This window comes from Streptomyces sp. NPDC005402 (genome assembly GCF_040606575.1).
GTDB lineage: Bacteria > Actinomycetota > Actinomycetes > Streptomycetales > Streptomycetaceae > Streptomyces.
This window is the reverse complement of record NZ_JBEXFB010000001.1, coordinates 69,768-89,961: the sequence shown is the minus strand read 5'-3', so window position 1 is coordinate 89,961 and position 20,194 is coordinate 69,768. Positions and strand designations below refer to the sequence as shown.

The window sequence follows — 20,194 nt, the reverse complement described above, 5'->3', positions numbered from 1 at the left end:
ACGGACCGACCGGGCGCCCGTCCAAGGCAGGCGCCCGCTCTGCAGGCGGGCATGTACGGCGGCCTGGTCTCCGACCCGGCAGCCCGGTACCGACGGCTCGGTGAGCACACCCCCGTGGCGGAGCCCTGATCAGCCGGTCCGCTCCTCGATGTGCACGGTCACCGTGTCGCCCGCCTCCTTGCCGATCGCCTTTCTCACCTCGGCCTTCACGGGCAGCATGTGGGTGCCGTCCCCGAGGGCCATGAAGGAGCTCCGGAAGGGGTGTCCGTCGATCGTCCCGCGGACCTTCACCAGTCCGCGGGTGCCGAAGAACTCGACGGAGGCGGGCCAGTGGACACAGGTCCAGCTGCCCTTCTCCGGGTTCCTGCTGAGGACCGCGGTGAATTCCGCGTCCACTTCTCCGGTCGTGGCCATGATGTCCTCCCTCGCCGGCGGCTTGCTCTTCAGGAGACCACCGGCGAGGGGAAAACTCATCGCGGCCGTCCCTCACACACCGGTGGGCACCCGGTCCAGGAACCCGTGCACGGTCCTGATCCGGCCGTCCCCGGCCAGCGTGATCACGTCGGATCCGGCGACCGGCGCCGACCCGTCGGTCTCGCTCACCAGCTCCCAGGAGAACCGCGCGGTGTCGTGATGCCCGTCGACAGGGCCGGTGATCCGGAAGGCGAACCCCGGGAACTGCTCGTGAGCCGCCGCCATCACCGCGGCGATCTGGTCGTGGCCGACCACGTCGGCCAGGGGGTCGGTGTACCCGCCGCCCACCGCCCAGGCGGCCGCCACGGCCTTCGTGCGTGCCTCCGGCTCACGCGCGTTCCAGGCTTCGAAGTAGCGGGCGACGGCGCTCTCATAACGGTCGGTGTTCGCGGGCATGGGAAATCAGCCTCCATCGAGGTCGTCTGTGCTGGTGGGACCTGGTGAGACCACCTTGCCCGCGGCGCCCGGTACCGTCGATTACTTCTCAGGTCATGACGTTTGAATGTGTACCCGTCAGATTTCAGCCAGGAAGGGGGGTGAATATGCCAGGAGACTGGCCAAAAAGACGTGGTGACAGTGTTTCAGTAGTGAACATACTCGACTGACAGGGCCTTCACATCGAGCGAAGTGCCCGTCACGTACAGCAGCAAGAACCGCGTACCGCACATGAACCGCACGGAAAGCGAGGCCCTGCCGGCAGGCGAACGGAGCAAGCGGGGGAGTGGATCGTGCACGACGAATTCCTGTGCCATGTCACGGGGTACGGCACCTGCGACGGGCGGCGCATCGGCGTCCCCCTCGGAACCTATCGCGCGCCCACCCTCGCCCTCGCCCTGTGGTGGTTACGCGACCGGGCCTCGTGGATCGCCGACCGATTAGACCCCCAGCCCGAGGCCGAGTACTTCCCGGTGGGCGCCCTCGTCCCCGTCGCCGACACCGTGCTCGACGTGCCCGCCGTGATGCGGGCCTGGTGCGCGGATCTGTACCAACAGGAGCTGGTCGCCGACGAGTTGGCGGCCGGCCGACTGGTCCGGATCGCCGCGAGCGACGACACCACGGAGTACGAACTGCTCGCCGAGTCGGTGGACGCCGTGAGAATGCACCGGATGGCCTCGACGCTCTTCACTCCGGTGGCCTGAGCCGCGCCGCCGCTCCGCACGCACGTCACCCCGGATCGCGCCGCCGCTCGTCACTCTCCGTCGTCCGATCCGCTTCGCCGGGCGGCCAAAGGGGTGAATCGGTAGAATTCTGGCATGGTGGAACGGCCGGTCGCACCGACGGCGCCCGAGCTCGTCCTGGAGACCGACACCGGCTCCACGGTGATGAGCCCGGGCCACGACTACCACGTGGGGCGCGACCCGTTGAGCGACATCGTCATCGACGACGCCCGGGTCTCGTGGCACCACGCGGTGCTGCGACCCGATGCCGACCACTGGACCGTCGAGGACGAGAACAGCACCAACGGCACCTATGCCGAAGGCCGCCGCGTCCACGAGTGGGACGTCGGCCCCGGCAGCGTGATCCGCTTCGGCAGCCCCTCCGACGGCCCCTGCGCGGTCCTGCTGGGCCTTCCCACCCCCGAGCGCCCCTCGGCCGTCTCGATGCCGGGCCTGACCGGCACCTTCCGCCGGCCCACCGCCGTGCGCCCGCTGCCCACCCGCACGGTCCGCATCGGCCGCGCCGACGACAACGACCTCGTCATCGACGACCTGGTCGTCTCCCGCCACCACGCCGAGCTGCGCGCCCTGCCCGACGCCACATACGAGATCGTCGACCTCGGCAGTCACAACCGCACCTACCTCAACGGCCGGCCCGTCACGAGCGCCCCCATCGGGCCCGGGGACATCGTCGGCATCGGCCACTCGGCGTTCTGCCTGGTCGGCGACACGCTCCAGGAGTACGTCGACACCGGTGAGGTCTCCCTCGACGTCCAGGACCTGACGGTCGCCGTCGACCACGGCCGCAAGACCCTGCTCGACCACGTGTCCTTCCCGGTGGGGGAGAAGTGCCTGCTCGCGGTCGTCGGCCCGAGCGGTGCCGGCAAGTCCACGCTCCTGAACGCCCTCACCGGCCAGCGCCCCGCCGACCACGGCACTGTCCTGTACGACGGCCGCGACCTCTACCGCGACTACGCCGAACTGCGTCAGCGCATCGGCCTGGTCCCGCAGGACGACATCCTGCACGCTCAGCTGACCGTCCGCAGCGCCCTGTCCTACGCCGCCGAACTGCGCTTCCCGCAGGACACCGCGAAATCCGAACGCCGCGAACGTGTCGACGAGGTCATCCGCGAGCTCGGCCTGGAGCAGCGCGCCCGGCAGCCCGTGCACAGCCTCTCGGGCGGGCAGCGCAAGCGGGTCAGCGTGGCCCTGGAGCTGCTCACCAAACCGTCCCTGCTCTTCCTGGACGAACCGACCTCCGGCCTCGACCCCGGCATGGACCGCTCGGTGATGCACATGCTGCGCGGCCTCGCCGACGACGGCCGCACGGTCATCGTCGTCACCCACAGCGTCCTGAGCCTCGACGTCTGCGACCGCCTGCTCGTCCTCGCACCCGGCGGGAGGATCGCCTACTACGGGCCACCCGAGGACGCCCTCGCCTACTTCGGTTTCACCCAGTGGCCCGAGGCCTTCGAAGCCTTCGAACGCGACCAGGACCGCGACTGGGCAGGCGACTTCCGCTACTCGTCCTTCCACCACCAGTACGTGGACGAGGCCACCGCACAGCCCCCGATGCCCCGCTCCGAGCCGGTCATCATCACGCCCCCGCCGAGGCCCCGCAGCCGCGGCGCCCAGCTCGGCACCCTGATCCGCCGCTACGCCGCCGCCCTCGGCGCCGACCGCACCTTCCTCGCCATCATGATCGCGCTCCCCTTCGTCATGGGCGCCATGGCCAGGGCCCTGGCGGGGAGTCAACTCACCCGCGACACCGCGATGAACGCCCTTCTCATCCTGTGCGTCGGCGGCGTGCTCACCGGCGCCGCGAACGCCGTGCGCGAGTTGGTGAAGGAGCGGGTCATCTACCAGCGGGAACGGGCCGTCGGCCTGTCCAGATCGGCGTACCTGATGTCGAAGGTGGTCGTCCTCGGCTCGATCACGGTCGTGCAGGCGGTCGTGCTGACCCTGGTGGCCCTCCTCGGAGTCGACCTCAACGCACCCGGCGGCGAAGGCGTGGTGATGCCGCCCCTTGTCGAGATCACCATCGCCGTCGCCCTGCTGGCGTTCACGGCGATGATGCTCGGACTGCTCGTGTCCGCGCTGGTGCGCAAGGAGGAGGTGACGATGCCGCTGCTCGTGCTGCTCGCCATCGTCCAGGTCGTCTTCTGCGGCGCCCTGCTGAAGCTCGACGGCGTGCCCGGCCTGGAACAGCTGTCCTGGCTGGTGCCCTCGCGCTGGGCGCTCGGCGCGATGGCCGGCACCATCGGCCTCGCCCGGATCGTGCCCGGCGACCTCACCGGCGATCCGCTGTTCAAGCACTCGGCGGGCGTGTGGCTGCTGAACATCGGCATGCTCGTCGTCCTGTCGGTGTTCTTCGGATACCTCGTCTCCCGACTGCTGCGCCGCCACGAACCCGCGGTCATGCGGAAGTAGGCCGCCGATGACGACCCCCGGCTTCCGGCCCACCCATGTCGTCCCCGGATACGGCATGCCCGCCTGGGAGGCTCCCGACCCCGCCCGCCCCACCGTGCCCCTCGACCCCCTCCTCCCCGTCCAGCTCGTCGAGCGGCGCGGCGACTGGGCGTACGTCCTGTGCGCCAACGGCTGGTCGGCGTGGGTCGACGGCCGCCACCTGGTCGCCGTACCGCAGGACCCGCCCGCCCCCGAGAGCCCGCTCACCCGCGCCGCCGACCCACGCCCCCTGCTGGCCCGTGCCGACGAGACCCTCGCCGGCTACCGGGCCGCGGTCGAGGAGCTGGCCCGCGGCGGCCTGGACGGGGAAACCTTCCGCGGCCGCACCCGGGGACTGCGGATCGGGGTGGTCGTCGACGGGGAGCACGTGTGGCTCTACGACGCCCAGCACGGACGCTGGGTCTACGCGGACGGAACCCGGCTCAGCACCTACGCCACCGACGACGCGCCCCGCGCGGCCGCCGACAGCCCCGGACACGCCCCCACCCAGGTGGTGACCCCCGATGGCCCATGAGACCAGCCTCTTCTCGGGCCGCCCCTCCGAACTGGTCGGCCGGCAGGTCGCGAGCTACCGCATCGAACAGGAGATCGGCCGCGGTGGCATGGCCGTCGTCTACCGGGCCCGGGACCTGCGTCTGGACCGCACGGTGGCGCTGAAGCTGCTGGCCCCCGAGCTCGCCCGCAACGACACCTTCCGCAACCGCTTCAGCCACGAGTCCCGGGTGGCCGCCGCCATCGACCACCCACACATCGTCCCCGTCTTCGAGGCCGGCGAGACCGACGGCGTGCTGTACATCGCCATGCGGTACGTCGCCGGCAGCGATCTGCGTCATCTGCTGGACCGCCAGGGCCCGTTGCCGCTCCCCACCGCGCTGCGGATCGCCGCCCAGGTGGCCTCCGCGCTCGACGCGGCCCACGAGCACGGCCTGGTGCACCGGGATGTGAAGCCCGGCAACATCCTGGTCTCCCGGGGCACCGACAGCGACCATCCCGAGCACGTCTACCTCACCGACTTCGGCCTCACGAAGAAGTCCCTGTCGCTGACCGGGTTCACGACGGTCGGACAGTTCGTCGGCACCCTCGACTACGTGGCCCCCGAGCAGATCTCCGGCCGCCCGGTCGACGGCCGCTGCGACGTCTACGGCTTCGCCTGCGTGGTCTACGAGTCCCTCACGGGCCACCCGCCCTTCCGCCGCGACGACGACATGGCCCTGCTGTGGGCCCACCAGTACGACGCCCCGCCCGCCCTTTCCGAGTCCCGCCCCGGCCTGCCCACGCCGCTCGACGCGGTGTTCGCCAAGGCCCTCGCCAAGACCCCCGACGACCGCCACGACTCCTGCCTCGACTTCGTCGCCGCCCTCCGCTCGACGGCGACGGGCGGCCACCCGCCGACGGAGGTCGCCCTGAGGGCCGTGGAACCGCCGGAAACGCGCCCGAAGCCTCCGCCGCGCTGGGCGGAGCCGGTGGTCCGGGGGCGGTAGTCAGTCCTGGCCCAGGCCGTTCAACGGCAGCTTCCGCGCCAGCACCCTGCGGTGGCTGATCCGCCACTCCGCACCGACGCGGACCACGGTGTCCTCGTAGGTGACCGAACCGCAGGAGCCGTCCGCCATGACGGCGAGGCCTTTGGAGCGGGCGTGGACCCGGTCGTCGGTGACCTCCTCGACGACCACGTTCGTGACGTGGTGGGCCACCGGGTTCCCGGCGCCCAGTGCCAGGGCCGCCTCCTTGATCGCGGCGAGTCCGGTGAGTTCACCCTGGCCGAAGTCGGACAGGTCGTAGACGACGTCCGCGGTGAAGACCTCGAACAACCGCTCCAGGGCCCCGGCGTCCACCAGATGCCCGTGCAGCGCGATCAACTCGGTGACGGCGAGACGGTCTTCGAGAGCCAACGCCATGTGCAGCCCTTTCCTCGACTGAGCGCACCCTGTCACGCCCCGCGTCATGCGTCAGAGGGTTTGATCTCCCCTTTGCGCCGCACCGGCCGGGCCAGCAGTGCGCCCAGGAAACCGGTGACCAGGCCCCACAGGGCGCCGAGGCCGATCGCGGACCAGAGGTGCGGTGTGAGGAACAGCTTGCCGCCCAGGCCGCCGCCGAGGTCGCCGATGCCGAGCACGGACACGCCGTAGTGGGCGGAGATCCGGCCCATGAGGCAGATCATGAGGACCGTCAGGGCGAGGGCGAGTGCCAGGCGGACTGCGTGCTGCCAGGCGCGGACGCGGGCCGGGGAGCGGGCCGCCATCAGGAACGCGACCGAGAGCAGCAGGACCGCGTCGACGACCAGCAGCCACCAGGCCCGGCCGTCGTGCTCGGCGAGTGTGCCCAGGTTCAGGGTGGCGGTGTCCCGGGAGCGCAGGACCTCGTCCAGGACGTGCGGCATGGGCAGTCCGAAGGGGCCCTCCACCCTGCCGTTCCAGGTGGCGCCGAGACCGATGGTCAGGGCGAGCCAGACCAGGTTGGGCAGGCCCAGCAGGATCACCGCGAGTGTCTCGGGCGCATGACCTCGGGTCACGGCGACGACCAGGGCGATGAGCGCGCCCAGGAGGACGTAGGCGAGCAGGAGCACGACCATGGCGTGTGCCGGGGGCCGCACCGACTCCTGGAGGCGCAGCAGTTGCCCCGGCAGGGGAGCCCGGCTCGAGACCAGCAGGGCCAGCACCAGGACGCCCGCCATCCACAGCAGGCCGAACAGGAGGGTCCGCGGTACGTCCGTGGTGAAGCCGACCTCGGGGGAGACGCCGAAGAGATCACCCAGGTCGCCCAGCGTGTCGTCACCGAGGGAGAGCTTGAACGTCTGACGGGCGGCGTAGGCCAGGGCGAGGAGCGCGAGGAACCACAGCACGGCGATCCGGGCGGCCCATCCGGCGAGTTCCCGGCCGCCGGCGACGGCCCGGTGGCGCAGCGGCCGCAGGAAGCCCGCGCCGAGCACCAGCGCACCGGTCAGAGTGACGGAGAGGGGGATCACGGTGAGTCCCGCCTTGCTGCCAGCGAGCCCTCCCGCGCTTCCCGACAGCTTGACCGTGCCGCCGACGGCTGTGACGACGCTCGCCGCGACGACTCGCGGGAACGCGTTGTCCGGAAGGCCGGACGCGCCCGCCGCCCACAGTCCCAGCGCGGCCACCACCCCCATGGCGATCAGCGCGACCAGGACCGTGGCCAGGGCCTGAACCCAGCCGTGGCGAGCGACGACCGCCTGGTCGAAGGGGGTTTGCGGGTGCACCCTGCCACGCTAAGCAGGGTGGAGAGGGCGCGCCTGCCGGGAGATCCGTCCGCGTCCGCTTGCGGGCGGCACCCGACCGATGCAGACAATAGATGTGTCGCGGAAATTGCGGCTGAATCGGGGCAATCGGATCGCGCCGCAGGAATCCCGCGTCGGGAAGAAGACCTCGTGAGCGTCGGACCGCCCTCGTCGGGCCGCCCCACCGGGCCGCCCTCCGGCCCGCTGTCGGGCCCCTCGCAGCCGCCTTCCGGCCCGCCCTCGCAGCCCCCGGGCAGCAGCGGCGGAGCACCCGCGCCCGAACCCCCCCGCCCCTGGTGGAGATCGGCGCCCCGGGTCGCGATCATCGCCACCGCGGTCGTCGCCGCCGTGATTTTCGCGGTCGTCTTCACCCGCTCCGGTGGCGGCGGCTCCCCAACAGCCGGCGGCAACGGCGAGGTCTTCCTCCAGGCCGCCGCCAAGACGGGCCCCGACCCCTTCACCGAGTCGACCGCGAAGGACAGCTCCGTGCCGCCGGTCTCCGCCTCCCCGACCGGCGCCTCCGAGCCCGCGAACGCCGTACGCGGCGTGGACGGCTCCGCTCCCGGTCTCTACGGCGGCACCCGCAACGTCTCCAGCTGCGACATCGAGAAGCAGGTCAAGGCCCTCGGGGCGGACCCGGCGAAGAACAGGGTGTTCGCCTCGGTCGCCGGCGTTCAGCCGTCCGGGGTCCCCGCCTTCCTGCGCTCGCTCACACCCGTCCAGCTGCGCATGGACACCCGGGTCACCAATCACGGCTACCGCGACGGCGCCGCCACCAGTTACCAGGCCGTCCTCCAGGCCGGCACCGCCGTGCTCGTCGACGACCGCGGAGTGCCCCGCACCCGCTGCGCCTGCGGCAACCCGCTGACCCCGCCGGTCGCCCAGCAGACCACGCCCAGGCCCACCGGCGACCACTGGGCGTCGTACCACCCCTCGAACGTGGTCGTGGTCGCGCCCTCGACGACGGTCATCAACATCTTCGTGATCTACGACCCCGATCACCACGACTGGATCGCCCGGCACCGCGGCGACACCGGGAGCAAGGACCACAAGACCCACCCGCCGGCCAGGCCCTCCCCGCCGGTGAACGTGTCCCCGCCGACGACACCGAGCACACCGACGTCCTCTTCGTCGCCCTGCGTCTCCACGTCGACCGGGGCCACCGGATCCCCCTCAGGATCGGCGAGCCCGTGCCCGCCGGCCCTGATCGCCCCCTCCTCGCCGCACACGAGCCCGCCCTCGAGCCCGCCGTCGTCGCAGCCGCCCAGCAGCGAATCCCCGAGTGACGAGCCCGTCACACCCGACTCCTCGGCACCGCCGCCACCTCTCGACTCGGACACCACGCCGGAGACGACACAGTCGGCTCCTCTGTACAGCACTCCGGTTGCCTGGACGGTGTGACGCATCACCTGGACTGCGCAGTGCGGCTCAGGGTACGAGCACTGGTGCAGCAGCGTCCGGCCAGTCCGGCTTCCGAGAGAGAAACGCATGATCGATCATCTGGACGGGGCAGTGATATCGACTGGTTTCGACGTGCCCGTGGAACCCCTTCGACAGGCGGCGCACTACACCGGTGAGCCGGGAAGCATCGCCGAGGCGCGGTCGTTCGCCGCGGACTTCCTCGGCAAACTCAGAACCGAGTGGTGTGCCTCCATCGGCGACCGTACCGAGGAGGAGGTGCTCCTCGTGGTGAGCGAACTGGTCACTAACGCCGACCGGCACAGCAACGGGCCCTACATTCTTGAGCTGGAGGGCACCGACGCCGCGGTCACCGTCACGGTCTACGACAGCAGCGCGGCCCTGCCCCGCAGGTTCCCGCGGGATCCCGAGCGGGTCGGCCGGCACGGTCTGGAGATCGTGCACGTCCTGGCGCGGGAGGTCGTGGCGGAACGCGTACCGGTGGGCAAGCGGGTGCGGGCGGTGCTGGGTTTCGGCGGCAAGGAGTGAGGCGACGCTGAGGCAGTGCGCACCTCGCCCGGGTGGCTTACCTCAACAGTGTCGTGTGAGCCCGCCGAGCACGAAACGGGTGCCGTCCAGGGACGGCACCCGCCTTTTTACGCTGTCCGTGTGTGTCAGGCGCAGCCCAGCTCGCCCAGCATGCCCTCACGCAGCCGCGTGATGATCCGCTTGATCAGCCGGGAGACGTGCATCTGCGAGCAGCCGAGCCGCTCGCCGATCTCCGACTGGGTGGCCTCCTCCACGAACCGCATGTGGATGATCTGCCGGTCGCGGTCGCTGAGCTCGGCCATCAGCGGGGCGAGTGACTGGAAGTCCTCGACGAGCCGCAGACCGTCCTCCTCCACGCCGATGAAGTCGGCGAGCACCGCTTCGCCGCCCTCGGGGCCGTCGCCGGTCAGGGCGGCGTCCAGGGAGGAGGAGTTGTAGCCGTTCGAGGCGATCTGCGCCTCGACTACTTCCTTCTCGGAGATGTTCATCAGGGTGGCGAGTTCGGCCACCGTCGGGTCGCGGTCCAGTCGGCTGCCGAGTTCCTCACGGGCCTTGGCCAGCTCGACGCGCAGCTCCTGAAGGCGCCGCGGGACGTGCACCGCCCAGGTGGTGTCACGGAAGAAGCGCTTGATCTCGCCGACGATGTAGGGGAGAGCGAAGGACGTGAATTCGACCTCGCGGGACACCTCGAACCGGTCGATCGCCTTGATCAGGCCGATCATGCCGGTCTGGACGATGTCCTCCATGTCGTCGCCGCGGCCGCGGAACCTTCCGGCCGCGAAGCGTACGAGCGACATGTTCATCTCGATGAGGGTGTTACGCGCGTACTGGTACTCGTGCGTCCCCTCCTCGAGCTCGGTCAGGCGCTGGAAGAACTGGCGGGACAGCTCCCGTGCGTCCCGCGGGGCGACGGACCGCGGTTCTACGACTCCCGGCAGGGGTGTCCCACCCGTCCTGGTCCCGCTGGCGTGCTCGGCGACCTGTGCCTCCGAACGGTTCACGGCGGTGACGACGGTATGCATTACCTCTCCCACGAAAGTCACGGCTCGACGTCTGCCTCTTCGGCCTGGGTTGTCTCGGGTCCTGCATGGTGTGCAGCCTGCCGTGTACCCGGAAAGCGCTGACATATGCGTCCCCGGGCCACGGGCCGACCGATCGCCCGCAGCTCCCTCGTCCTGCGCGTACCCGGGGAGTGACGACGCATGCCCACCAAGTTGACAGGTGGCGCGAAATCGACGGTCCTCAGGGAGTGACGCGGGTCGCGACGATCAGTTCGTGCAGGTAGCGCTTGGTGACCCGGCCGCCGTGGCGGGTCTCGATCAGCTGCCGGATACAGGCCAGCAGGCCCTCGCGGCGGGTGCTGTCGAGGGCCCGGTGACCCGAGTAGGTGAGGAGCACGTCGATGTACTGGTCGGTGGTGCGGGTGATGTCCTGTTCGAAGCGGGTCACCGTGACGTCACCGAAACGGGGACAGTTCCGGAACTCGTCCAGGTCCGAGAAGATCTCGGAGGACGGCCGGAGCCGCAGCCCGGGCGGTGTGGCCGGATCCCAGCGTTCGTAGCAGTCCTGGGCCCGGGCGAAGAAGTCGGTCGTGCCACCCGCCACATGGTGGGTGACGACGACCGCGAGGCGTCCCCCGGCGCGAAGCGCGTCCGCGGCCTTCTCCACACGGACGGCCGGGTCGATCCAGTGGAAGGCGGTGGCGCAGGCGACCAGGTCGAAGGGTTCCGCCGGCAGCGGCCAGCGCTCGAACTCCGCGTTGCGCACATCGACCCGGGGGAACCCGGCCAGCCGCCGCCGGGCCACCGAGGCCATCGCGTCGCCCAGCTCCACCGCGGTGATGTGACAGCCGAACTCGGCCAGAGCATGGGTGAGTTGTCCGGTTCCGGGCCCCACCTCCAGCACCCGGCTCTCCGGTGCGAGGCCCGTCACCCGGGCCAACTCCCCGACCAGAGCGGGCGGATAGCTCGGACGCGCCCTGTCGTACAGCTCCGCCGCTTCGTTGAACGTCTCGCGCAGCACCGGGACTCGCGCCCCTCCCGTTGTCGATTCCACCCAGGGCAGAATGCCGGACCCTTCCCCTGGCGGCCATGGAATTTAGGCTGATCCGGTGAGCAACGAAGCGCCGAACCAAGCACGTGTGATCCCCCTGCGCCCGCAGTCCGCGCGCCCGGGGTCCGTCCGCCCAGTGTCCGAACGCCCCGCCACCGCACCGCCGGGGGATCACGCCGCCAGGGAGAGCAGGGAACCCCTGTGGCGTGACCTCGTCGGAGACGTCCTGCGCCGTGAGCGCCTCGCCCAGGAGCGCACGCTCAAGGACGTGGCCGACGCGGCCCGGATCTCGATGCCCTACCTCTCCGAGGTCGAGCGCGGCCGCAAGGAGGCCTCCTCGGAGGTTCTGGCGGCCGCCGCCCACGCCCTGGGCCTCGGCCTCGGCGACCTGCTCTCCCTGGCCCACGGCGAGCTCACCCGGCACTCCGCGCGCAGCCGCCGCGCGGTGCCGGGATCGCCGTACAACGGGATGTGCCTGGCGGCCTGAGGGGCGCGGCCGGCGCCTCAGACCGTCACGAGGCGCCGGCTCACCACCTCGTCGGCCAGCCCGTACGCCACGGCCTCCTCCGCCGTGAACACCTTGTCGCGGTCCATGTCCGCGCGCAGGGTCGCGATGTCGTGGTGGGTGTGGCGGGCCAGCACCTCCTCGACCTGGGAGCGGATGCGGACCATCTCCTTGGCCTGCAGAGCGAGGTCGGAGATCGCGCCGCGGCTGCCGCCGGAGGCGGGCTGGCCGAGCAGCACGCGCGCGTGCTCCAGCACAAGCCGTCGCCCGGGATCCCCTCCGGCCAGCAGGACGGCCGCCGTGGAGGCCGCCTGTCCCACACAGAGCGTCGAGATCGGCGCCTGTACGTAGGTCATCGTGTCGTAGATCGCCATCAGCGAGGTGAACGAGCCGCCGGGGGAGTTGATGTAGATCGAGATCTCGTTCTCCGGCGCCGCCGACTCCAGATGCAGGAGCTGCGCGATCACGACGTTGGCCACCCCGTCGTCGATCTCGGTGCCGAGGAAGATGATCCGCTCCGAGAGCAGGCGGCTGAACACGTCGGAGGACCGCTCGCCGTGCGCGGTGCGCTCGACGACGTAAGGAATCGTGTAGTTCGCCATGTCACAGTCCCATCCGTCGCCTGGAGGCGGCCGGGCGGACGTCCGCGAGGGACTCCACGACCCGGTCCACCATGCCGTACTGCCTGGCCTCCTCGGCCGTGAACCAGCGGTCGCGGTCGCCGTCGCGGGCGATCGTCTCCGGCGTCTGGCCCGTGTTCTCGGCGAGCAGCCGCTCCATGGTCTGCTTGCTGTGCTCCAGGTTCTCCGCCTGGATCTCGATGTCGGCGGTGGTCCCGCCGATGCCCGCCGACCCCTGGTGCATCATGATCCGCGCGTTCGGCAGGGCGTACCGCTTGCCATGGGCGCCGCCGCACAGCAGGAACTGGCCCATACTGGCCGCGAATCCCATGGCGAGTGTCGACACGTCGTTGGGGATCAGCCGCATCGTGTCGTAGATGGCGAGGCCCGCGTACACGGAGCCGCCCGGGCTGTTGATGTACAGGCTGATGTCGGTCCGCGGGTCCTCCGCGGACAGGACCAGCAGCTGCGAGCAGACCCGGTTGGCGGAGACCTCGTCGACCTGGGTGCCCAGCAGCACGATGCGCTGGGCGAGGAGTTGGGCGGCCAGTTGGTCGTCGAAGCGGGTGGGAGGGGTGTCGCCCTCCTCGGCCCGGATGGAAGTCATGGGCTGTCCTCGTGGTCGTAGGGGATGCCGTCTCGACTCCACTGTTGACCTCGGACGATGCCTCGAAGCGGTTTCTCTGCCGGTGGCAGATTCGCCGGTGGCAGAGCGGCGGCCCGGGGGTGCTCAGGGGTGGGGTCGGTCCTTCTCGCGCAGGTGCCGGAAGAAGGCGCGCACGTCGTCCACCAGCAGGTCCGGTTCCTCCATCGCCGCGAAGTGGCCGCCCCGGTCGAACTCGGTCCAGCGCACGATGGTGTCGGTGCGTTCCGCCTTGTGCCGCAGCGGGACCTGGTTCTCCGCCGGGAAGACGGCGAGGGCGGTCGGCGCGGTCGACGGTTCGGTGGGCCGGGCCGCCCTTCCGCCCGTGGCGTGCGCCCGCTCGTAGTAGATCCGGGCGGCCGAACCGGCGGTCCCGGTCAGCCAGTACAGCATCACGTTGGTCAGCAGCCGGTCCCGGTCCACGGCCTCCTCGGGCAGCTCGGTGGAGTCGGTCCACTCCTGGAACTTCTCGACGATCCAGGCGAGTTGGCCGACCGGCGAGTCGGTGAGCGCGTAGGCCAGGGTCTGCGGCCGGGTGGAGTGCAGGACGGCGTACCCGGTGCCCTCGCCCGACCAGGCGCTCCACCGGCGCCACGACTCCAGGGCGCGTTCCCGCTCCCCGGGTTCGAGCGCGGCGAGCTCCTCCTCGGTCGGTTCATGGGTGGCCTGCGCTCCGGGCAGCAGATTGAGGTGGACGCCGATGATCCGCTCGGGGTGGGCGCGACCCAGCTCCCGGGAGATCGCCGAGCCCCAGTCGCCGCCCTGCGCGCCGAACCGGTCGTAGCCGAGCCGTGTCATCAGCTCGGCCCACGCGTCGGCGATCCGGCCCGCCTCCCAGCCCGTGTCCGCGGGCGGCCCGGACAGCCCGAATCCGGGGATGCTCGGTACGACGACATGGAAGGCGTCCGCCGGCTCGCCGCCGTGGGCCGCGGGATCGGTCAACGGGCCCACCACGTCCAGGAACTCGACGATCGAGCCGGGCCAGCCGTGCGTGATGACCAGCGGGGTGGCGTCCGGCTCGGGGGAGCGGATGTGCGCGAAGTGCACGGTCGTCCCGTCGATGACGGTCGTGAACTGCGGCCACTCGTTCAGCCGTGCCTCGGCGGCGCGCCAGTCGTAGGTGTGCCGCCAGTGGTGCGCGAGTTCGCGCAGATAGCCGGCCGGCACGCCGTACGCCCAGCCTGTGGCCGAGAGGTCGTCGGGCCAGCGGGTGCGGTCGAGCCGGTCGTGCAGGTCGTCGAGGTCGCTCTGCGGAATGTCGAGGCGGAAGGGCCGGACCAGGTCCGTGTGTTCTGTGGGCGCAGACGTCATGCCCGGATGCTAGTTCGGACGGATGTATCGGCCACCTGGATTAATCGGCCGTCCGACCGATGAGTTCCATGGCGAGGATCGGTCGACACCGATGACAGCGTTTCCACGCCCCAGGAGGTAGGCATGGCCACCGACGGCTTCACCACGTGTCTCTGGTTCGACGGGCAGGCGGAGGAGGCCGCCCACTTCTACGTCTCCGTCTTCAAGAACTCGAGCATCGGCGAGATCGCCCGCTATCCCGAGGGTGCGCCGCAGCCCGCCGGCAGTGTGCTGACCGTCGAGTTCACGGCGAACGGCCACCGGTTCCTCGCGCTGAACGGCGGTCCCGAGTTCAAGTTCACCGAGGCCGTCTCCTTCATGGTCTTCTGCGAGAACCAGGAGGAGATCGACTACTACTGGAGCAAGCTCACCGAGGGCGGTGGCGAGCCCGGCCCCTGCGGCTGGCTCAAGGACAGGTACGGCCTGTCCTGGCAGGTGGTGCCGGACCGGCTCCAGGCCATGGTCACCGACCCGGACCCGGTCAGGTCGGCTCGGGTGATGAAGGCGTTCATGGCGATGAGCAAGTTCGACCTCGCCGCCCTGGACAAGGCCTACGCGGGCGAGTGAGCGCGCCTCGCACGCACCCGGCCGCTCCTCAGGACGAACCGACCACCCGCGTGATCTCCCGGGCGATCCGCAGGATGCCGGGGGAGCGGACGGGGCACGGCTTGGGTGTGGACGTGGTGGGCGCCAGACAGAAATGCAGATAGTCCTTGTCGAGGTGCAGGGCGGTGCGGTCGCGGTCCGGCTGGGTGCAGTAGGCAGGATGCTCGTGCTCGTAGGAGGTGCACGGCAGGTACTGCACCCAGGTGTAGCGGGATCCGGCGGGTGCCACGGTGGCGCCCGCGTCGGCGACGATGTCGCCCGAGGCGGCGGCCTGCTCCTCGTACAGTTCGTTCACGCGCCGGACCCGGTCGGGGGTGATCGGGTCCGGGCCCTGTGCCACCCACACGATCCGCGGCCGCCGTTCACCGCCCGCCGCCGCGATCTGATCGGTCAGCCTCTTCAGGTCCGCCCGGTACCGGGTGAAGTACTTCTGCGGCGAGGCGGCATGGCTGATCCCGTCCATGCACCATGTGTAGCCCCACGCGTTGCCCCAGAACTGCAGCACCACGAAGTCCGGGTGCAGCGCCCGGACCAGCGCCGCCGCCTTGTCCCGGTCGGGCACCAGCGACTTCTTCCCGGTCCCCTCCAGGTAGTCGCACAACGTGGTCCCCGAGTACGGCGCGCTCGTGTACGTCGCCCGCAGGTCCCGGCGCAGTTCCTGCCCGAGGACCTGCTGCGCCTCCATGGCGAGCGAGTCGCCGAGATACAGCACCCGCGGGGCGACGACGGCCGCGGACGCGCCGGGGGAGGACTGGGCGCGCTGATGCGTGGTGGCCGCGCGGGAGACGTCGGGGGTCGGTGGCGCGGTCTCCGGTCCGTCCGACGGGTCGCCGCAGGCACCGAGCAGCAGGACTGCGGTCAGTAACCCCACGATCCACGGTTTCCGCATGCGCGACTCCCGCCCCGGTCGCCGAAAAACGGTTCCCCAGGCAAGCACAGCCGGGCTCAGGGGGGAAGACGCGCGGCACGGTTCAGTCGCCGCGAGACTCCCGAGCCCCCTGCGCGGAGAGTGCCCCTTCTGTCCGGTCTGGAGTGGGATCGTCCGTTCGGCGCGCGGTCGGCCGCACCCGTGACTAGCGTGTGGAGACGAACCGACCACCGATTCGGGAAAGGCCGCGATCATGGCCGTACAACCTGAGGGAACCCCCTGCTGGGCCGACGCGATGTTCAGTGACGTCGAGGGAGCCAAGAGCTTCTACGGCGACGTCCTCGGCTGGACCTTCGGCGAGTCGTCGTCGGAGTACGGCAACTACACCCAGGCCTACGCGGACGGCAAGGCCGTCGCCGCGGTCGTGCCGCCGATGCCGGGGCAGGAGGGCCAGTCGCAGTGGTGCCTGTATCTCGCGTCGCCGGACGCGGCAGCCACCGCCGGCAGGATCCGTGACAACGGCGGTGACGTGCTCATGGAACCGACGCAGGTCGGCGACTTCGGCACGATGTGCCTGGGGCGCGACCCGAGCGGCGTCGTCTTCGGCGTGTGGCAGGGCGGCACCCACGAGGGCTTCGAGGCGCCACCCGGGCAGGCCGGCGCGTTCTGCTGGGCCGAGATCTACACCCGTGACCCGGAGAAGTCCGACGCGTTCTTCCCCGCCGTCTTCGGCTACAGCGCCCAGCAGATGCAGGACGACGCCATCGACTTCCGCATGTTCAACCTCGGTGACAACACCGTCCTCGGCCGTATGAAGATGACGGACGACTTCCCGCCCGAGGTGCCGGCGTACATCAACGTCTACTTCACGGTCCCGGACTGCGACGACGCAGTGGCCCGCGCCACCAAGCTGGGCGCCGTCCTGCGGTTCGGGCCCATGGACTCGCCCTTCGGCCGGTTCGCCGCCCTCAGCGATCCGCAGGGCGCGAGCTTCTCGGTCATCGACGTGACGACCACCCAGGGCGACATGCCCCAGATCTCCGACGTGTCCTAGCCGGTGCCGCGCACCGCCGTGACCACCACGGCGGTGTAGTGCACCGACAGGCTCCCGCCGCGCTCCCAAGCCCTGCGCGAGTCCGCCGGAACCGGCGACGTCGTCGGCAACCTCGCCGCCGCCCTGACCGACCTCTTCGGGACGATCGCCCTGCGGATCGTCGGCCTGGTCATCGCGCGGGACGCCCTGCGCGCCCGGCTGCGCGGGGCGAGGGGCGGGGGAGTGCCGGTACTGCGGGAGGCCACGGCGATGGTGGCCGGCTGTCTCGCCGCCGAGCGCGAACTGGGGCGGGTTCCCGCCGACGCCGACGTGGACCTGCTCGCCCCCACGCTGATCAGGGCCGCACATCTGCTCTTCGCCGACGCGGAGGACGCGGCACCCGGCGGCGAGGAGGTCCGCAGAGTGGTGGCCGCGGTCGTCGCGGTGGGGTGAGAGGCGCCCGTCCGCTCATGGCATGATCGAGCGCATGCGTGAACGACTGGTGGCCGCGTGCGACGGGGCTTCGAAGGGAAATCCTGGACCCGCGGCCTGGGCCTGGGTCATCGCGGACGAGTCGGAGACGCCCGACCGCTGGGAGGCCGGCCCGCTCGGCAAGGCCACCAACAACGTCGCCGAACTCACCGCGCTGGAACGGCTGCTCGCCGCGACCGATCCGGAGGTGCCGCTGGAGATCCGGATGGACTCCCAGTACGCCATGAAGGCCGTCACCACCTGGCTGCCCGGCTGGAAGCGCAACGGCTGGAAGACCTCCGCGGGCAAGCCGGTCGCCAACCAGGACCTCGTCGTGCGGATCGACGAACTGCTCGACGGACGTACGGTCGAGTTCCGTTACGTCCCCGCCCACCAGGTCGACGGCGACCCGCTCAACGACTTCGCCGACCGCGCGGCCAGCCAGGCGGCGATCGTCCAGGAGCCCGCGAGCAGCGAACTGGGCTCCCCGAAGCCGCCGCCGTCGCCGGACACCCCGAAAAAGACCGACCGCCCCGCCCGGGCCAAGTCGCCCAAGCGGAGCGGTGGTTCGTCTTCCCGCACGATCAAGGCCAAGTTCCCCGGCCGGTGTCTGTGCGGGCGGTCCTACGCGGCGGGTGAGCCGATCTCGAAGAACGCCCAGGGCTGGGGGCACCCGGAGTGCCGTACAGAAGCGGCCGGTTAGCGGCCGGTCCGGGCGCCTCGGTCAGATGACCGCTCCGCGCCACTGGCCGGTCTCCTGACCGCGCTCCTCGATGAACGTCTTGAAGCGCTCCAGGTCGCCCTTGGTCTGCCGCTTCACGAACCCGAGCTTGTCGCCCACCTTCTCGGTGATGCTGTCCGGATGGAAGTCCATCTGGAGCATCACCTTGGTGTGGCTCTCGTCGAGCCGGTGGAAGGTCACCGCACCGGCCTGCTTGGCCTCGCCGGCGATCGTGGTCCACGCGACCCGCTCGTCCGGGATCTGCTCGGTGATCTCCGCGTCGAACTCCCTGTGCACCCCGTTGACGTTGGTCACCCAGTGCGTGAGCGTGTCGGTGCGCTGTTCGATGCGCTCGACCCCGCTCATGAACTCGGGGAACGTCTCGAACTGTGTCCACTGGTTGTAGGCGGTGTGCACCGGCACGCCGACCTCGATGGACTCCTCGACCTGCGACACGGGTGAATCCCTCCTTCGTCCTCTCGGTGTGTGCGGCGCGGGTACCGCATGGCCCGGAGGGCAAACCGCCGTAGGACGACGACTGTCACGCGGTGTCGAAGGTGTAGTGGCGGGTGTGGTCCAGCAGATCCGCGGGGCGTACGTCGTTCCACGGCTTCATGGTCTCGTCGAGGTCGACGACATCGGGTGTGCCGGCCGCCGGGAGATAGCGGGAGTCCGGATGCCGCTGCTGCCACCGGGCCCACAGCTTGTCCACGTAGGCGTGGTGGAGCCAGAACACCGGATCGTTGGGGGAGACCCCGGTCGCCATCTGCCCGCCCACCCAGACATGGACCCGGTTGTGCAGGTTGACCCCGCGCCAGCCCTCCAGATGGTTGCGGAAACCGTCCGACGCGCTGTTCCAGGGAGCAGTGTCGTACGCCGCCATGGACAGCACCGACTCCACCTCGCCCTGCGTCGGCAGCTCCCGTACGCCGTTCCCGAGCGAGCGCCGCAGATACGTACGGCCGTCCACCCGCACGGTGATCGGCCAGTTGCCGCTGTCCGCGGCGAACGGGCCGTCCATCACCCGCCCGTCCCGGCTGCGCCCGGTGCCGCCGAGGAAGTCGGGCCCCCACAGCGAGGCGCGTGGGGTGCGGTCGGTGCTCCAGTCCCAGTACGGGAGCGCCACCGAGGCGTCCACCGACTGCAGGGCGCGCTCGAAGTCGAGCAGGAATCTGCGGTGCCAGGGCAGAAAGGAGGGCGAACGGTGGCCGGTGCGCTCGCCGTTGTCGGTGTCGGCCATGATGAAACCGTTGTGCGTGGTGACGAACGCGTCGTAGCGGCCGCTGCGCTTCAGCTCCAGGACGGCGGCGACGAACCGTCGCTTCTCGTCGGCGGTCAGGGTTGCCTGGTTCTTCCGGACGGTCATGTGCGGATGCTCCAAAGAGGCGTACGGGGGCGGTCAGTTGGCGGGGAACGGCAGCAGCTGTGCGCCCTGGAGCTCGTCGACGGCGGCCCGCCCGGCTGCGCGCGGGGTGGGCACCGGGTCGTAGTGGCTGACGACACTGATCCAGCTGCCGTCGGCGTTGCGCATCACGTGCAGCTCCACGCCGTCGACCGTCACCCGGTAGCCGCCGTGGTGGCCCCCGGTGGACCGGCCCTGTATGCGGCGGCCCTTGTAGACCTCGTCGAAGGACTCGGGTGACCCGTGGTGGTGTTCCTCGGCGGACGCGCGCGGGGCGGCGACGGCTCCTGCGGCGAGGGCGGCCGTCGCGGTGAGCGCGGTACGGCGGGTGAGTTCCGGCATGCGGTGTGCCTCCTGAGTTGACGGACTCCGCATGCCTATCGGCCGTGCCGAGAGCGGGAGAAATCGCTCGTGACCGGTTGGCTCTGATCCAGACAATTGCCCACATGTCGTACAGCGTTGAACGAAGATGATCTTGTCGTCGAGAGGGCTTTCGGGAGCCCGGACGGAGGAATTCCTTCTCGCGTCGGCGCTGAATCCGATGATCCTTTGCGGGTGGGGGTGCCGGTAGTGGCCCACCTCACGCGCTGAAAGTGACGTGATCCGAAGCAAAGGCCAACGCCAGCCGACTGCTACTCTGT

23 protein-coding genes and 1 pseudogene are annotated in these 20,194 nt (G+C 70.5%); 11 read left to right on the top strand and 13 right to left on the bottom strand.

What is annotated here, in order from left to right; genetic code table 11:
* Positions 1–129 precede the first annotated feature (129 nt).
* Positions 130–414 (bottom strand): DUF1905 domain-containing protein, encoded by a 285-nt coding sequence (locus ABZT02_RS00445; RefSeq protein WP_356012709.1) that lies wholly within the window; start codon positions 412–414, stop codon positions 130–132.
* 72 nt (positions 415–486) lie between these two features.
* Positions 487–870 (bottom strand): nuclear transport factor 2 family protein, encoded by a 384-nt coding sequence (locus ABZT02_RS00440; RefSeq protein WP_356012707.1) that lies wholly within the window; start codon positions 868–870, stop codon positions 487–489.
* 332 nt (positions 871–1,202) lie between these two features.
* On the opposite strand from ABZT02_RS00440, the gene ABZT02_RS00435 reads away from it, so the two are divergent.
* The 4 genes from ABZT02_RS00435 (at position 1,203) to ABZT02_RS00420 (ending at position 5,581) form a co-directional block, all read left to right on the top strand.
* The gene (locus ABZT02_RS00435; protein ID WP_356012706.1) at positions 1,203–1,613 is read left to right on the top strand and encodes a hypothetical protein; all 411 of its coding nucleotides are present in this window, start codon (positions 1,203–1,205) and stop codon (positions 1,611–1,613) included.
* Between the two features lie 114 nt (positions 1,614–1,727).
* On the top strand, positions 1,728–4,061 hold the full coding sequence (locus ABZT02_RS00430; RefSeq protein WP_356012704.1) for an FHA domain-containing protein: 2,334 nt from the start codon (positions 1,728–1,730) through the stop codon (positions 4,059–4,061).
* 7 nt (positions 4,062–4,068) lie between these two features.
* Positions 4,069–4,614, top strand: a complete 546-nt coding sequence (locus tag ABZT02_RS00425; protein ID WP_356012702.1) for a hypothetical protein — start codon at positions 4,069–4,071, stop codon at positions 4,612–4,614.
* A complete protein-coding gene (locus ABZT02_RS00420; RefSeq protein ID WP_356012700.1) occupies positions 4,604–5,581 on the top strand; it encodes a serine/threonine-protein kinase in 978 nt (325 codons plus the stop codon). Before ABZT02_RS00425 ends, ABZT02_RS00420 begins: the two co-directional genes overlap by 11 nt.
* Here ABZT02_RS00420 and ABZT02_RS00415 read toward each other — a convergent pair whose 3' ends face one another.
* On the bottom strand, positions 5,582–5,995 hold the full coding sequence (locus ABZT02_RS00415; protein WP_356012698.1) for a nuclear transport factor 2 family protein: 414 nt from the start codon (positions 5,993–5,995) through the stop codon (positions 5,582–5,584).
* A gap of 44 nt (positions 5,996–6,039) precedes the next feature.
* Positions 6,040–7,317 carry a streptophobe family protein gene (locus ABZT02_RS00410; RefSeq protein ID WP_356012697.1) on the bottom strand — a complete coding sequence of 426 codons (1,278 nt, stop codon included), beginning with the start codon at positions 7,315–7,317 and terminating at the stop codon, positions 6,040–6,042.
* Between the two features lie 168 nt (positions 7,318–7,485).
* On the opposite strand from ABZT02_RS00410, the gene ABZT02_RS00405 reads away from it, so the two are divergent.
* Together ABZT02_RS00405 and ABZT02_RS00400 are read left to right on the top strand one after the other, a co-directional pair.
* Entirely contained in the window at positions 7,486–8,736 is a 1,251-nt protein-coding gene (locus ABZT02_RS00405; protein ID WP_356012696.1) for a DUF6777 domain-containing protein, read from the top strand.
* An 87-nt stretch (positions 8,737–8,823) separates the two neighbouring features.
* The gene (locus ABZT02_RS00400) at positions 8,824–9,282 is read left to right on the top strand and encodes an ATP-binding protein (protein WP_356012695.1); all 459 of its coding nucleotides are present in this window, start codon (positions 8,824–8,826) and stop codon (positions 9,280–9,282) included.
* Positions 9,283–9,407: 125 nt separating this feature from the next.
* Here ABZT02_RS00400 and ABZT02_RS00395 read toward each other — a convergent pair whose 3' ends face one another.
* Positions 9,408–10,304 (bottom strand): RNA polymerase sigma factor SigF, encoded by an 897-nt coding sequence (locus ABZT02_RS00395; protein WP_356012693.1) that lies wholly within the window; start codon positions 10,302–10,304, stop codon positions 9,408–9,410.
* Positions 10,305–10,524: 220 nt separating this feature from the next.
* Positions 10,525–11,304 (bottom strand): class I SAM-dependent methyltransferase, encoded by a 780-nt coding sequence (locus ABZT02_RS00390; protein ID WP_356013650.1) that lies wholly within the window; start codon positions 11,302–11,304, stop codon positions 10,525–10,527.
* 88 nt (positions 11,305–11,392) lie between these two features.
* Between ABZT02_RS00390 and ABZT02_RS00385 the strand changes: the two genes are divergently transcribed.
* Positions 11,393–11,821: a helix-turn-helix transcriptional regulator gene (locus ABZT02_RS00385; RefSeq protein ID WP_356012691.1), complete on the top strand. Its 429-nt coding sequence runs from the start codon at positions 11,393–11,395 to the stop codon at positions 11,819–11,821.
* Between the two features lie 17 nt (positions 11,822–11,838).
* On the opposite strand, the gene ABZT02_RS00380 is transcribed toward ABZT02_RS00385, so the two are convergent.
* The 3 genes from ABZT02_RS00380 to ABZT02_RS00370 all read right to left on the bottom strand — a co-directional run bounded on the left by ABZT02_RS00380 (position 11,839) and on the right by ABZT02_RS00370 (position 14,413).
* On the bottom strand, positions 11,839–12,441 hold the full coding sequence (locus tag ABZT02_RS00380; RefSeq protein ID WP_356012690.1) for an ATP-dependent Clp protease proteolytic subunit: 603 nt from the start codon (positions 12,439–12,441) through the stop codon (positions 11,839–11,841).
* A 1-nt stretch (position 12,442) separates the two neighbouring features.
* Complete coding sequence (locus ABZT02_RS00375) at positions 12,443–13,066, bottom strand: ATP-dependent Clp protease proteolytic subunit (RefSeq protein ID WP_356012689.1); 624 nt, start codon at positions 13,064–13,066, stop codon at positions 12,443–12,445.
* 123 nt (positions 13,067–13,189) lie between these two features.
* Positions 13,190–14,413: an epoxide hydrolase family protein gene (locus ABZT02_RS00370; protein ID WP_356012687.1), complete on the bottom strand. Its 1,224-nt coding sequence runs from the start codon at positions 14,411–14,413 to the stop codon at positions 13,190–13,192.
* Positions 14,414–14,536: 123 nt separating this feature from the next.
* Between ABZT02_RS00370 and ABZT02_RS00365 the strand changes: the two genes are divergently transcribed.
* Positions 14,537–15,019 (top strand): VOC family protein, encoded by a 483-nt coding sequence (locus tag ABZT02_RS00365; protein ID WP_356012686.1) that lies wholly within the window; start codon positions 14,537–14,539, stop codon positions 15,017–15,019.
* 28 nt (positions 15,020–15,047) lie between these two features.
* Here ABZT02_RS00365 and ABZT02_RS00360 read toward each other — a convergent pair whose 3' ends face one another.
* On the bottom strand, positions 15,048–15,947 hold the full coding sequence (locus tag ABZT02_RS00360) for an SGNH/GDSL hydrolase family protein (protein ID WP_356012685.1): 900 nt from the start codon (positions 15,945–15,947) through the stop codon (positions 15,048–15,050).
* Positions 15,948–16,179: 232 nt separating this feature from the next.
* Between ABZT02_RS00360 and ABZT02_RS00355 the strand changes: the two genes are divergently transcribed.
* From ABZT02_RS00355 to ABZT02_RS00345, 3 genes and pseudogenes are all read left to right on the top strand, one after another.
* Positions 16,180–16,980, top strand: coding sequence for a VOC family protein (locus ABZT02_RS00355; RefSeq protein ID WP_356012684.1), 801 nt, complete (start codon positions 16,180–16,182; stop codon positions 16,978–16,980).
* 60 nt (positions 16,981–17,040) lie between these two features.
* Positions 17,041–17,412: pseudogene (locus ABZT02_RS00350) on the top strand (TetR/AcrR family transcriptional regulator); the annotation flags it as partial.
* A 22-nt stretch (positions 17,413–17,434) separates the two neighbouring features.
* Complete coding sequence (locus ABZT02_RS00345; protein WP_356012683.1) at positions 17,435–18,133, top strand: ribonuclease H; 699 nt, start codon at positions 17,435–17,437, stop codon at positions 18,131–18,133.
* Between the two features lie 21 nt (positions 18,134–18,154).
* Here ABZT02_RS00345 and ABZT02_RS00340 read toward each other — a convergent pair whose 3' ends face one another.
* From ABZT02_RS00340 to ABZT02_RS00330, 3 genes are all read right to left on the bottom strand, one after another.
* Positions 18,155–18,607 (bottom strand): SRPBCC family protein, encoded by a 453-nt coding sequence (locus tag ABZT02_RS00340; RefSeq protein WP_356012681.1) that lies wholly within the window; start codon positions 18,605–18,607, stop codon positions 18,155–18,157.
* A gap of 85 nt (positions 18,608–18,692) precedes the next feature.
* Positions 18,693–19,517, bottom strand: coding sequence for a tyrosinase family protein (locus tag ABZT02_RS00335; protein ID WP_356012679.1), 825 nt, complete (start codon positions 19,515–19,517; stop codon positions 18,693–18,695).
* 33 nt (positions 19,518–19,550) lie between these two features.
* Positions 19,551–19,895: a tyrosinase cofactor gene (locus tag ABZT02_RS00330; protein ID WP_356012677.1), complete on the bottom strand. Its 345-nt coding sequence runs from the start codon at positions 19,893–19,895 to the stop codon at positions 19,551–19,553.
* Positions 19,896–20,194 lie beyond the last annotated feature (299 nt).